At 44.2% G+C, this 12875-nt stretch carries 11 protein-coding genes; 7 read left to right on the top strand and 4 right to left on the bottom strand.

Annotated features, from left to right (window positions below):
- Positions 1-260 precede the first annotated feature (260 nt).
- The 3 genes from QUB24_RS21420 to QUB24_RS21410 all read right to left on the bottom strand — a co-directional run bounded on the left by QUB24_RS21420 (position 261) and on the right by QUB24_RS21410 (position 3320).
- Positions 261-1421: a glycosyltransferase gene (locus tag QUB24_RS21420; protein ID WP_333155272.1), complete on the bottom strand. Its 1161-nt coding sequence runs from the start codon at positions 1419-1421 to the stop codon at positions 261-263.
- Positions 1422-1834: 413 nt separating this feature from the next.
- Complete coding sequence (mraY, locus tag QUB24_RS21415; protein WP_333155271.1) at positions 1835-2950, bottom strand: phospho-N-acetylmuramoyl-pentapeptide-transferase; 1116 nt, start codon at positions 2948-2950, stop codon at positions 1835-1837.
- Between the two features lie 130 nt (positions 2951-3080).
- Entirely contained in the window at positions 3081-3320 is a 240-nt protein-coding gene (locus tag QUB24_RS21410) for a DUF3134 domain-containing protein (RefSeq protein WP_006631296.1), read from the bottom strand.
- A 412-nt stretch (positions 3321-3732) separates the two neighbouring features.
- Here QUB24_RS21410 and QUB24_RS21405 point away from each other — a divergent pair, with 412 nt between their 5' ends.
- The 6 genes from QUB24_RS21405 (at position 3733) to QUB24_RS21380 (ending at position 8364) form a co-directional block, all read left to right on the top strand.
- Entirely contained in the window at positions 3733-5409 is a 1677-nt protein-coding gene (locus QUB24_RS21405) for a glycosyltransferase family 4 protein (RefSeq protein WP_333155269.1), read from the top strand.
- Between the two features lie 158 nt (positions 5410-5567).
- Positions 5568-6152: a PAP/fibrillin family protein gene (locus tag QUB24_RS21400; RefSeq protein ID WP_333155268.1), complete on the top strand. Its 585-nt coding sequence runs from the start codon at positions 5568-5570 to the stop codon at positions 6150-6152.
- Positions 6153-6443: 291 nt separating this feature from the next.
- Positions 6444-6734, top strand: a complete 291-nt coding sequence (locus tag QUB24_RS21395) for a hypothetical protein (RefSeq protein ID WP_333155267.1) — start codon at positions 6444-6446, stop codon at positions 6732-6734.
- A 219-nt stretch (positions 6735-6953) separates the two neighbouring features.
- Complete coding sequence (locus tag QUB24_RS21390; RefSeq protein ID WP_333155265.1) at positions 6954-7622, top strand: Uma2 family endonuclease; 669 nt, start codon at positions 6954-6956, stop codon at positions 7620-7622.
- 185 nt (positions 7623-7807) lie between these two features.
- Positions 7808-8062, top strand: coding sequence for a type II toxin-antitoxin system ParD family antitoxin (locus QUB24_RS21385; RefSeq protein WP_333155264.1), 255 nt, complete (start codon positions 7808-7810; stop codon positions 8060-8062).
- Entirely contained in the window at positions 8059-8364 is a 306-nt protein-coding gene (locus QUB24_RS21380) for a type II toxin-antitoxin system RelE/ParE family toxin (RefSeq protein WP_172190573.1), read from the top strand. Before QUB24_RS21385 ends, QUB24_RS21380 begins: the two co-directional genes overlap by 4 nt.
- 139 nt (positions 8365-8503) lie before the next feature.
- On the opposite strand, the gene QUB24_RS21375 is transcribed toward QUB24_RS21380, so the two are convergent.
- Positions 8504-11590, bottom strand: a complete 3087-nt coding sequence (locus QUB24_RS21375; RefSeq protein ID WP_333155262.1) for a type ISP restriction/modification enzyme — start codon at positions 11588-11590, stop codon at positions 8504-8506.
- A gap of 186 nt (positions 11591-11776) precedes the next feature.
- On the opposite strand from QUB24_RS21375, the gene QUB24_RS21370 reads away from it, so the two are divergent.
- Positions 11777-12592: a PD-(D/E)XK nuclease family protein gene (locus QUB24_RS21370; protein WP_333155261.1), complete on the top strand. Its 816-nt coding sequence runs from the start codon at positions 11777-11779 to the stop codon at positions 12590-12592.
- Positions 12593-12875: the final 283 nt, after the last annotated feature.

Here is a 12875-nt window from a genome sequence, read left to right as displayed (position 1 = left end):
GCCAGAAGGCAAAATTAGAGGCTATTTTGCCGTCAGTATTCGAGTTACTCGTTGTTTTGAGACTAGGGGGGAAGAATAGACTTATTAATTTTATATTAAGTATTGCGTTAAATTTTCATATTTCTGATTCAGCATATCTATATGAACCAATAAACTTCACTTATAGGTATATATATAGGGGCGGATTGTGTACAAACGAATATTTGTCGATCGCAAGTGCGATCAAACAATAATTTATTGCTCTAAAATATTAAAACCGATTAAAACCGCTCAATCTGCCAAGCTGATTCGGGAAGTTTGGCTTGGCGCTGTCCGATCGCCCTTGCCCTAACATTCAAAAGACCGATCGGCGTATTAAACAAATCTACCATATCGGATCGGCTGCTCGCACTTTTGGCCGCTGCCACCGGAAATTCCTTTAACAGCCACCTAGCCAGCCGGTAAAAATATTCCCCTGTTGTGAATTCTCGCATCAAATCGACACCGTAGAGTTCGTGCAAATATTTATTAGATTCGCCGTACCGATACCATTGACTTTGCAACTGTTTTATTGTATAACGGTGGCGGTGTCGGACGATCGCATTTTCGGCAAAATACATTTTATAGGATGTTTCCCGCAAAATCCGCCAGCATAAGTCCGCATCGCCGCCGCTGGTGAGATGCGGGCGAAACAAACCTATTTGTTGTAAAACTAGCCTCCGTACAGCTAAATTGGCGGTTTGGCCGTAAGCACAAAAAGGGTGAGCGAGAGTATGTTTTTGAGATAAAGTATTTTGGCGATCGGCGTGTTGTTCTAAAATAGTTTTACCGGGCAATGCGAGTATTTCCCCAGCGCTAATTCCTACTTCTAAGTCAACAAATGGCTTAACTAAATTTTCCAGCCAGTCAGATTCCGGGCGACAGTCTGCATCGGTAAATGCAATGATTTCGCCTGTTGATGCGCGAATTCCTTTATTGCGGGCGGCGTAGGAACTTTGAATCTGGTTTTCGGTGAGGTGGCGAATGGTTATTTGATGGAAATTGCTTCCCCCCCTTACCAAGGGAGGGAGTGAGGGCAGGGCGGTTTCATTTTCTTCTAGGGGCAAACCCTCGTGAAGAGCCCCGATGCCTGAAATGCCCATGAAATCATCTGTGGGTGGGGGCGGGCACGGGGACACCGCCCCTACAAAAGCCTGGTTTTCCGTAGGGGCAATCCCCCCGTGGTTGTCCCGAAACAGCCCTGGGAGTGAGGGGGGGTTAGAGGCTGCTGTTTGGAGGATGGTTGAAGTGCGATCGCGACTGTTGTTGTCTACTAAGAGATATTCTACACTGTGTGGCGGATAAGTTTGCGATCGCAGGCACTCGATCAACTCCGGCAAATCCATCTCGCCGTTGTAAACAGGCACAACCACCGAAACTTGCGGTAAAAACGTTTTAGTCATTCACAAACAACCGTAAACGATAGCATAACTAATATTGAGTAAGATTAAACGAACCGCGCAGGCGCTAAGGACGCTAAGGAAGATAAATAAGCAAATGTAGTTCTTACTTTGTCCTATAAGCGTCTTCGCGGTTCTTCAAATAATTAAAAAGTGTTACTAAGTTCCATGGCATTAACGGGGATATAACTTGTCAAAATTATAACTTCGGACTCTTAAACAGGCAAGATGCCTGTTCCACAACTGCATTCAGTTATTGTGGAACAGGCATCTTGCCTGTTTCTTTCCCTTAAACAGGCAAGATGCCTGTTCCACAACTGCATTCAGTTATTGTGGAACAGGCATCTTGCCTGTTTCTTTGAAATAGTAGAAAATATCTCTTACATCCCCTGTACAATCCGTCACCCCATCCGTTCTCAACTGTTCCCCGTCAACATCAGAACCATTAACACTAACGCCACGTTAGTTATATAAAAAATGCCAACAACCTGAGTTTCTAACCAGCCGCACAACTCTAAATGATGGTGCAGTGGAGCCATTCTTAACAGACGCTTGCCGATGCCATCCGGCCCTTTTGTAGCTTTGTAATAACCTACTTGAGCAATTACTGACAGCGTTTCAATAAAGAAAATCCCGCTGATAATTAATAATATCCAAAGGCTATTTGTTAATAAAGCTACCGCACCCAACGCACCGCCCAAAGCTAAAGCACCTGTATCGCCCATAAACACCTTGGCTGGATTGCGGTTGTGTGCTAAGAAACCGAAACAACTGCCGCTGATGCAAGCGCAAAATATCATTAATTCTGGCGAAGTTGAGGCTACAGATGCGCCCAATCCCAAAAGTGCGATCGCCCCCAAACCTCCCATCAACCCGTCAACACCATCGGTAAGATTAGTAGCATTGCTTTCGGCAACTAGCACAAAACCAGCCAGCGGCCAGAACAGCAAACCTAATGGCAATACCCAACCGAAAGGCAAAGCAACATTCGTAGAAATTGCTGGTTGATGAAACATCAGCCACAGACAAAATAGAGCAGCAAAACTTATTTGCAAAGCCAATTTCATCCGAGGTGAAATACCTTTGTTAGACTTACGTCGCAGAATTTGCCAGTCATCGAGCCAGCCAATGAAACCGTAAGCTAAAGTTAAAGCCGATACGGCAACAACATCTGAGTTAAACTTAGACCAAAGTAAAGCGACTGCTACCCCAGCAGGTATAAAAAAGATGCCTCCCATTGTCGGCGTTCCCGCTTTTTTCAAATGGGCTTGGGGGCCGTCTTCGCGAATTATTTGTCCTGCTTTTAGTTGCTGGAGTAGGGGTACAACTGCATAGCCCAACCCCGACGCAACTACAGCACAAACAACTAGCGGCATAAATAGCGATGCAGGTAAATTCAAAAATCTACCCGCTGCTACATCTAAACCGATCGCTACAGTGCCGAGCCCCAAACCCAGCAGCAGGAATAAATTCTTGCCTGTAAGTTTGAAAGGCAGACTAAAAGGGATTTTCTCATCCAAAAAGTTATCCATAACACTCCTCACCACACACTATTTGAGAATAAGCAATTGACAATGGGGGAATAGGGTGCGATACAGGAGATTGAGAAATCTCTGAGTTTTTCTTCCCTGTTTCCGGTTGATTTCTTCACCCTTCTACCCGTTATTCTTCGCCTACACTCACATCCTCTTCTACTTCCTCTTCTAAATCATCGTAAGGACTGTCGTCAACTGCCATCAGTTCAGAAATTTCTTCTTCGTGCAGATAGTCGGGTTCTTGGACATCCCTTGCTAACAGGCGATTGTTAGATTCCAACCAGTCTAAAAGAGAAGATTGCTGTTTTAATGGAATTACATCCGCAGGTAAATGGCGAGGAATTTGACGCAGAGATGGGTTGTACATGATTATCGGTTTTTAAAGACAAAGACGCGATCGAGTAGAGGTAACGTTTTGCCGACGAACTGCTGCTTTGATCAAGCACTTGCAAATCGGGCATTTAGCAAGGCTAAAGCATTATACCACAGGCACTGTTTGGTTCCGGATCGGATAAGATGGGAGACCCAAAAGGCGATCGCCCCCAAGCATGGGCATGAGGATAGCACTAAAATCCGCTCTTGCCAATCCTTCTTTAGCCGTAAGCATTGTACTCTAAGACGATCGTCTTTAAGATATCGCGGGACACGGGGCGATCCTGTTCTGCAAGCCTCCCTAACAGCAAGGGTTTGATTCACAACAGTCTCCTGGTTTTTCATCAAAGCCTGAGCCCGAATGCCCTCTGGCTTCTTCAGTCAACTCTCAAGCAATAAATCTCAGAATGGATATAACGGCAGCGGTTTTATACAACAAAGAGGGCTACCACACCGGAGGCAAAAAACTTCTGGGGCGTCATTCAGCCGGAGAAGGGTTTCTCAAAAGCTTAGTCCAACACGGAACCGCCGACTCTCTCTACTGTTGCGCCGATAGCGAAACAACCTTTAAAGAGTTTTGTTCGCACATCCAACCTTGGCTGCAAACACCTCGGAAAGTCCGCTGGATTCCGATGGAACGACCGGATTTGCTATCTCAACCGGGCACAATTTACCGACCCGATCCGCTTCTGTCGCAGATGGTTTGGGCGCGCAGATTTGTAGATCAGCGGGCCTACAGCGTTTGCGGCGTTACTCACACGATCGGTACAAAATACATCATGGGGGCGATCGGCGATTTGATCACCGCACCCATGCAGCCTTGGGACGCCCTGATCTGCACCTCTGCAGCCGTGAAAACAGCAGTAGAAGGAGTTATGACGGAGTGGTCTGAATATTTAGCCCAGCGCAACGGCGGTAAACCGGAAATTTTGGTCAAATTCCCCGTTATTCCCCTCGGAGTCGATTGCAGCGCGTTTCCGCAGGGTGTGGAAGCAGTTAATAGTCGCCGCCAACTGCGACAAGAACTCGGCATTTCTCCCGAAGATATTGTTGTGTTATTTGTCGGTAGATTGACTTTTTCTGCAAAAGCTCATCCGGTACCCATGTACATCGCCCTAGAACGGGCATCACAACAGACAAAAGCCAAAATCCACTTAATTCAAGCCGGTTGGATCGAAGATCCGAGAGAAGAACCCGACTTTAAAAATAGCGCGCAAATATTTTGTCCCTCCGTGAATGCTATTTTTTTAGATGGGAGAAAGCCGGAAGTTAGAATAAATATTTGGTCGGCCGCCGACATTTTCATTTCGCTTTCCGACAACATTCAAGAATCCTTCGGACTGACACCAATAGAAGCTATGGCGAACGGACTGCCGGCCATAGTCTCCGATTGGAACGGATACAAAGAATCTGTACGCCACGAAATAGACGGCTTCCGCATTCCCACACTCATCCCGCCCCCCGAATCTTGTTTAGATTTAGCCCTAAATTATCTTGACGACAGCTTAAATTGGCCGACTTACATGGGTCACACTTCCCTCGCGACAGCAGTAGACATTGATGCTTGCACCCTGGCGTTGTGTGAATTAATTGAAAACCCCGAATTGAGAAAGCGGATGGGGGAAAATGCCAGACAAAGGGCGAGGGAAATTTATGATTGGAAAGTAGTAATTGCTGCTTACGAACAATTGTGGCGGGAATTAGCAGAAATTCGCCAGGGGGCACCGGAGTCAGCACCTTTAAAACCTGGGAAGCCGCCTTATCCCCTAGGCGACGATCCGTTTCGGGTATTGGCTAATTATGCGACTAGAAGTTTAAGCAATGAGATGATGCTGAGTCTGGGTGCGATCGCCACACCAGAACTTTTAAAGCAGGTACAGACAATTAGGTTTACCAGTTTTGGTGAGGATAGGAGAAGATCTGTTAACATTCAGATGGAGATATTGAATACAATTAAGCAGGAAGGTGCGATCGGCGTGGGGGAACTTATCCGACGCTACGTTAAAAACGAGCAAGAATTAGCCGACCTGTATCGGACTCTGCTCTATCTGGTGAAATTTGGTATCTTAGTTATTAGTTGTTAATACTCTGCGGACTCGGCGATTAATATCGCTACTACACAAAATTTCCTCCCTCTCGCTTGAGACAGAAGAAAAGAGCGGTCTGACTTTTGCCTCACCTTCGATAATTAATCCGTGTATTCGTGTCAAAATCCGTGTCGTGCCTTCCTTCTTAAAAAATCATGCTGAGAAAATCTGCACTCTTAGAGATAATTGCTGGTAAGAATCGAGGTTTGCTGGCTACGGCTAGCGACAAACAAGCGATTTTAAGTGCGATCGCCCAATTGGAAGATTACAACCCCACATCACGCCCTGTCGAAGCCGGAGAGCTTTTAAATGGTGATTGGCGGTTATTGTATACCACCAGCCGCGAACTGCTGAATCTCGACAGTTTTCCCTTGGTAAAATTGGGTCAAATTTATCAATCTATCCGCGTCAAAGAATCTAAAATTTACAACATTGGCGAACTTTACGGCTTGCCTTATTTGGAAGGAATTGTCAGTGTGGCGGCGAGATTTGAGCCAACTTCCGAACGGCGAGTGCAGGTGAAGTTTGAGCGGTCTATAGTAGGTTTAAGCAGGTTGATTGGCTATGAATCTCCTGTCAAGTTTATCGATGAGATTGAGTCGGGGAAAAAGTTCGCTGCTGTAGATTTCGGGCTGGATACTCGCGAACAGCAGGGATGGCTTGATATCACTTATTTGGATAAAGATTTGCGGATTGGACGGGGGAATAAAGACAGTGTTTTTGTATTGACAAAAGAGTGATTTTGTGATGTGTGATTAAGTGCGATCGCCCCTTAACTCATTCTCAATTTATCTTTCTTTCATCCGCGTTTATCCGCGTTCATCTGCGGTTAAAAATCAAAAATATATCACTTCTGCAAACAATTCAACACTTACTAAAACCCTCAAATCCATAGCCGATACAAGCTTCAGATAGGATAACCGTTAAAACTTAGCGTTAAGAATTGACAATTGACAATTCTTGTGATATGTGCTTGAATTTTAGTGGAAAAGGCGTTAGTACATTCCCGCCAAGAAACTTACTAACGCCTTTTGTGTACTCCTTACGAATACAACACGATTATGCCACAAAACGGTTATCAACAGGGATTCGCAGCGAATCCTAGTGCGATCGCGTACCAAAAACGCCTTTACCCTTGGGCGATCGCCAAACTCATGCCCAGTATGCAGCGGGCGATTGTGGGGCGATTTCGCAGTCGATCGGATGCTGACGGGCACTTGCTGTGTCTGCGTCAACTGATGCCTCAAGCAACGCTTGTCGTAGTCTTTGACTTCCAACCAGACTTAGAAGTACCAATGGTGGCGCCCACAGCAATTCGATAAGCACAAGGATTGCGATCGCCATTTGTAGGGGCGGTGCCAAGAGTGCGCGCCCCTTCGTCTGACTGCAAGTCGATCTTTCTTGTATTTTCCTTCTTCCTTTTTAAGAATGACTCAGACTCGATAATTCATCCGTGTATCCGTGTAGTGCCTTCCTTCTTCCTTCGGCTATAAATAGCGACTTAAGTTAGGATAAAAATATCCTCAATTTGCTTTTAAATCATGACTTCTACAACTGCAAAATTCATCGTGTCTCAAGTGGGTGAAATTCCTCAATGGCAAGTCGCGACATGGGAAGATTATGTAGCAGCCTGCGAAGATCCATCTTTGGAGGAAGCCAGAATATTTTTTTATGAAGGATATCTTTGGATAGACATGGGTAATGAAGGGCCTCAGCACGCCAGATTTAACAACCTCTTGACTCTGGTATTTTACGCCTGGTTTGTCAGCAAAGGAGGACAAGCTTTCGATGATTTGGGTGGATGTGTAATTGAGAAGCCAAAGGTAGGAGGAGGTGCGCCCGATCGCATTTTATATGTTGGCGGAGAATTCATCCAGTGGCAAAAAGGGGAACCGCGCCGACTTAATCTAAATAAATCGCGAATTCCCGATTTAGTCATAGAAACTTCCGATACTACTTTGGCCAGCGATTTAGATGAAAAGAAGCGGCTTTATGCTGCTTTGGGAATTCCTGAGTATTGGGTAGTAGATATTAAGGGCGAGAGAGTTTTGGCATTTCGCTTGCAGGAAAACGGGAAATATCAGGAATGCGAAATTTCCGGTGCGCTTGAGGGATTGCCAATTGCTTTGCTGTCGGATACTTTGAAACTTTTGGGTGAGGGAAATGGGACGGCGGCGATGTGGTTTGCTCAACAAATTGGGAATTTGTAGAGAGGTTGGGGAAAAGTGCGTTAGCGAAGCCCTCGAAGAGGATCGCACGCGATTCACAATATTTTTTTCAAGCTCGACTCTAGGGCTGCAACAATCTCTGAGAGTGTTGATATTTGTGCTAAGCTAATCTACAAAAGATGTCACGATCGTGCAGTAACCTTTCTGTGATTTAAAGGAGCAAGTCAATGAATATTGTCTTAAAGCCGGAATACGAAGAGTTTATTCAAGCGGAAATTCAAAGCGGAAAATATGGCAGCGCTGAAGAACTAATTGGAGAAGCGATCGCACTTTTAAGAGAACGAAAACAACGCATCGAAGAACTTCGCCAGAAAATAGCAGTGGGAACTGCACAAATTGCTAAGGGACAAGTGACAGATGGAGAACTTGTGTTTGCCAAAATTCAAGAAAAGATCGATCGAAGAGAACAGTCAGGGGCATGAACAGTTATACATTTTCAGATGAAGCCGTCCGAGACTTGAATGAGATTTGTGAGTACATTGCTGGCAATAGTTCCAGGGCAGCCAGCGAGCTTTTTGATGCAATTCGTCAAAAATGTAAACTTGTCGCCGAATTTCCCAATATGGGCAAACGCTATGAGAGGTTATCCCCCAACTTGCGCGGATTTATTGTTAGAGATTATTTAATTTTTTATTACCCGAGATCGGACGGGATTGATATTGCTCGCGTGCTGCGGGGCGATCGAGACTTGGAATTATTGTTTTCAGAGTTAGGGGAAGATTAATTAGCGTTGGATCGATCTGAACGGGCGATCGCACTTGGAAAAAAGGGCGATTCCCTACGGGATAGCTACCCTTCACGCACTTTTGGATTTGGGATGGGAGATGTGAGAGATTAAGGGCATTCCAGCCACAACTCAACATCTATTCCCAAGGGAAATCCGGTATCACATCATCAATTTCAGCCATAATTTGCATTGTCTCTTTCAAAGCAACTACGACGCGCTGATAGTGCAACACATCATCAAAAGATAAACTTCGCTTGGCTTTTTTGCGGTCTTTTAGCCATTTATCTAACACTTGATATCCGCCCACTTTAAACCCCCACACTTCAGGGAGAATACCTTCAAAGTATTGTTGTTTGTTAATATAAACCTGCTGTTCAGATTTATTGTAAGTAACTTCATTAACAGCATTATCGCCGCTGACAGGATATTTAGTAATGACTTTATTTAATTTTTTCGATTTCATCAAGTGCAGTGCTACCAATTCCTCACCTTTTTTAGCTAATGCTGTGAAAAGTTCATTGTCGGAAGTTAAGGGTAAGCGGGGAAAGTCTATTTTCAGGAATTCTGCATAACGCTGGCGGTAGGTAGGAGTGTGAAAGACAGCATAGGCGTAATAAAAAATTGCTTCGGGAGTTGGTATATAGCCTAGTTTTTGACGAATGGCACTGAGAAAGTTTTGGGAGAAGTTGGGAGTGCGATCGGTGAATAAATTACCTTGTTCGTTTTCGGTGTCGGGGTAAAGGTAAAGAGGAAATAAATAGTTAACTTCTTTGAGAGATACTGTATGATGTTGCAGCAACTGTACAGTACAAAATAAATGCTCCCATTCTCCTATTTCAATGGAACGTGCAGTAGCCAGAGCCAAGTTTTCTCCTTGGAGAATGTGACGCATTACTTCAAAACGCGGCATACACAGAAATCCTTTTGTTTTTCCCGTATAGTAGGTGTAGCGTTTGTCAAAAGGACGGTATAAGATAGGGACAATCTTAGAATCGTCAAGGTTATTCCTGCGTAAATCATCTTGAGCAAGTGACACTTGCCAATCTCGCGAATCTTTCCCCAGTTCATACTTTTTCCTAGCTTCCTCAACAGGAAGTGACACAAAATCTTTAACTGTTTCTTTTACTTCTTGAACTGACCATTTGATTGTCAGATCATCCCTAGCAGTTACAATACCAACTGAGTTTACAGGCATGATATCTGTGATTTTCCAGCCCTCGTTATACTCAGCAAATAAATCTCGATTTTGCGGAACCAATAAATAAAAAGGTGATTGAGGATAAATTATTTTCCATTCAGTTGAGTCAACATCTAGGAAATTTAAAGCTTCATATTTAGAAGTTCGACTTCCCCATAATTCCGCATGATGAACTTTTGCCGGAGTAGACTTACCAGGTTCTTTGATAAAAATACCAATACTGACTCCCTGCTGAATATCAAACACATTTTGGTCTGGCGAACCATCTGGAGAAACTTCTTTCTTTTTAGAATTACCGTGCAAATCTAAAACATAAATATCAGTAAAAGTTTGCATCAAGTTTTGACGCATTCCCCGAAAAGTCGGGTTATCGAGATAACCGTGATTAGTCACAAAAGCCAAAACACCAAACCCCGTTTGACTAACTCGCCACTGTCCGAAACGAATAAATTTTACATAATCATCTTGCAGCCATTTAGAATTGCGTTCTTTCAGCGCTACACCGTCCACATAATAGTAATCTTTTACCAATCCTGCTATCCATTCACTTTTATTAGCAGAATGACCGGAATAAGGCGGATTTCCCAACACTACCATGACCGGCACATCCCGCTTAATTGCTGAAGCTTCATTAGCTTCTTGGGCGACAAATTGAGCAAAGAGAACCTCTGATTTTTTTAAAGCTTCATCTAATGTATTCGTGAGATAAACTCCTAAACGCTGTTTGCTGCTAAACTCATAGCCAAGATTTTGCAGTTGCAAACCGAGTTTAAGGTGTGCTATGGCATAGGGAGCCATTAACAACTCAAAACCAAATAATCGGTTTAATAAATTCTCCTGTACATACTGATTCCAACTCCCAGATATTCCCATATCTGCCAAATTTTGATAAATGCGATCGACAACTCCGTAAAGGAAAGTACCCGTACCCGTTGCCGGATCTAGAATTTGCACTCGTGGCTGTTGCGTATCTGGATTTTTGCTATTATCTGCCAATCCTAAAGGTAGATTAAAACGGTTTTTCAGGATAGCATCGACAGAGCGAACAATATAGGAAACAACGGGTTCAGGAGTATAGTAAACGCCGCGACTTTTCCGCAAAGCAGAATTATAAGCTGCCAGAAAGGTTTCGTAAAAATGAACAACTGGATCGGATTGGCGAGTGCGGCTACCAAAGTTTTCCAGAATAGCACTCATGTCAACTCGCCCTAGTAGCTCGACTAAATCATCTATTGCCCAATTAATTTTTCCGAGTAAATCCGTCTCGATAATACTGTTAAATAATCGGCGCAAAAACGGATTAGTGGCTGGGATGTACGTGCCCGCTGTCCGGCGGTCAAAAACTTGATTTCCGGGATTCTGAGCGTGACCAACTCGCGCCGCAAATAAACCATAGGAAATAGTTTGAGCGTACATATCTGCAAAAGCTGCATCATTGAGATCCGGCAGCAATATCTCATTAAATCCACGCTTGAGTTGATGTAACTCTCCGGTTTCAGTTTCGATTTGCAAAGCTGATTCTGTCGCGAGTAAAATTGATTTGGTTAATCGCGCCATCTGTTTTGCCAAATCTTCAGGACTGTTAATGGCTGCACCGGCGTAATTAAGAAATCCCTCGATTAATTCAAGAGTTTTCTCAGAATTGCAGAGAGTAATTTCGTTGCCTGTTCTTTCGGCTAAAACTGCGGTCAATCTGACTTTTCCTTCAACATACCAGCGAAACTCTAGATAATTCGTGAGAATTAAATTACCGTTTAACGATTCTCGATATCGCTGCAACTGTTCGGTTTTTTCAACAGGATTCAAATCTAACCCGACATCCTTAGCTTCCACATAACCGACGAGTAAATCCCTGCGCCTGACAGTAAAATCGGGAACACCAGCTTTATTACCTTTTTCTTCTATGATTGCTACCAAACTAGCTACCGGATTATCGAGTAAATTCTTGATACTTGGGTAATGGGTGCGCTCGCTTCCCCGCTGGAGATTGCTCTGAAGTGACTGGATGTAGGTATCAAAACGCATTAGCTTCGCCGTTAACGGTATGAATCATTATATAATAGTAAGTGTAGGGCGATCGCACTCTCCTCCAAAAATGCGATCAAAATTATCGGCGTCCATCTGCGTCATCAGCCTCAATCTGCGGTCAAAAAAAAGATTAATCGCCTCGCTTACCAGCCTAAAAAATATAAAATCTAAAATCCTAAAAAAATGCTCCGACTCTCCCAAACCCAACTCAAAATCCTCGAAGAGTGTCCCCGCAAATTTCAACACAGCTACCTCGAACTACTCGCCACCACCGCCTCCCCAGAACACAAAGAAAAACTAACATGGGGAAGCCACTTTCACCTATTAATGCAGCAGCGAGAACTCGGACTTCCCATTGAATTCATCATCCAACAAGACCCCGAACTGGGACGCTGCGTGGCAGCATTTATCAACACCGCACCCGAACTTTTCGCTAATTCAGAAAATAGCGACAAAATTTTCCGCCAAGCCGAACACCCCCGCACCCTAATTTTCCAAGACTACCTATTCACCGTTATCTATGACTTGCTAATAGCAGAACCAAACGCCGCGCAAATTCTCGACTGGAAAACCTATCCCCGCCCTCAAAAATCAAAATGGATAGCCGAAAGTTGGCAAACTCGCCTCTATTTATACGTCTTAGTAGAAACCAGCGACTATTCCCCCGAACAAGTTTCCATGACATACTGGTTCGTACAATTGCAAGGAGAAGAACCGCCGCAAAAACTCACATTTTATTACAACCAAACAGAACACGATCGCACAAAACAAGATTTAACCCACCTATTGCTGCAGCTAACCGACTGGCGACAGCGCTATACCGAAGCCGGCGAATTCTTACCTCAAGTAGAAATTAGTTCCAATCTTTGCGATTCCTGTCAATTTGCCACTCGCTGCAACCGCACACAAGACACAAAAATTCCCTCAGCAGATATTCTCGCAGAAACTCCCACAGATTGGCTGCCAAATCTTGCTATAATCGATGAAATATTTATTTAATATATAAACAAACCCCCCAAATTTTACTCGTTACTAGGCTCTGCCTGGTAACGCAGATACGGAGGCTCTGCCTCCAATTTTCCGGCTCGTAAGCGAGGCAGAGCCTCTGGAAATGGGTTCCCAGGCAGAGCCGGGGAACCAGTGACTCGCTTAAGTTTTATTCCGGCTCGTAAGCGAGGCAGAGCCTCTGGAAATGGGTTCCCAGGCAGAGCCGGGGAACCAGTTACTCGCTTCATCTGTGGTCACAATCTAAAATCTAAAATCTAAAATCTAAAATCTAAAA

Source organism: Microcoleus sp. B9-D4, assembly GCF_036705105.1.
GTDB lineage: Bacteria > Cyanobacteriota > Cyanobacteriia > Cyanobacteriales > Microcoleaceae > Microcoleus.
Note: the sequence above shows the minus strand (reverse complement) of the source record. Positions and strands in the feature narration are given on the sequence as shown.

Excerpts from the sequence above, each read along its gene's own strand:
- QUB24_RS21410 (WP_006631296.1), bottom strand. The coding sequence starts at position 3,320 with ATGTACAACCCATCTCTGCGTCAAATTCCTCGCCATTTACCTGCGGAT.
- QUB24_RS21400 (WP_333155268.1), top strand. The coding sequence starts at position 5,568 with ATGCTGAGAAAATCTGCACTCTTAGAGATAATTGCTGGTAAGAATCGA.
- QUB24_RS21375 (WP_333155262.1), bottom strand. The coding sequence starts at position 11,590 with ATGCGTTTTGATACCTACATCCAGTCACTTCAGAGCAATCTCCAGCGG.
- mraY (WP_333155271.1), bottom strand. The coding sequence starts at position 2,950 with ATGGATAACTTTTTGGATGAGAAAATCCCTTTTAGTCTGCCTTTCAAA.
- QUB24_RS21420 (WP_333155272.1), bottom strand. The coding sequence starts at position 1,421 with ATGACTAAAACGTTTTTACCGCAAGTTTCGGTGGTTGTGCCTGTTTAC.
- QUB24_RS21405 (WP_333155269.1), top strand. The coding sequence starts at position 3,733 with ATGGATATAACGGCAGCGGTTTTATACAACAAAGAGGGCTACCACACC.
- QUB24_RS21380 (WP_172190573.1), top strand. The coding sequence starts at position 8,059 with ATGAACAGTTATACATTTTCAGATGAAGCCGTCCGAGACTTGAATGAG.
- QUB24_RS21390 (WP_333155265.1), top strand. The coding sequence starts at position 6,954 with ATGACTTCTACAACTGCAAAATTCATCGTGTCTCAAGTGGGTGAAATT.
- QUB24_RS21370 (WP_333155261.1), top strand. The coding sequence starts at position 11,777 with ATGCTCCGACTCTCCCAAACCCAACTCAAAATCCTCGAAGAGTGTCCC.
- QUB24_RS21385 (WP_333155264.1), top strand. The coding sequence starts at position 7,808 with ATGAATATTGTCTTAAAGCCGGAATACGAAGAGTTTATTCAAGCGGAA.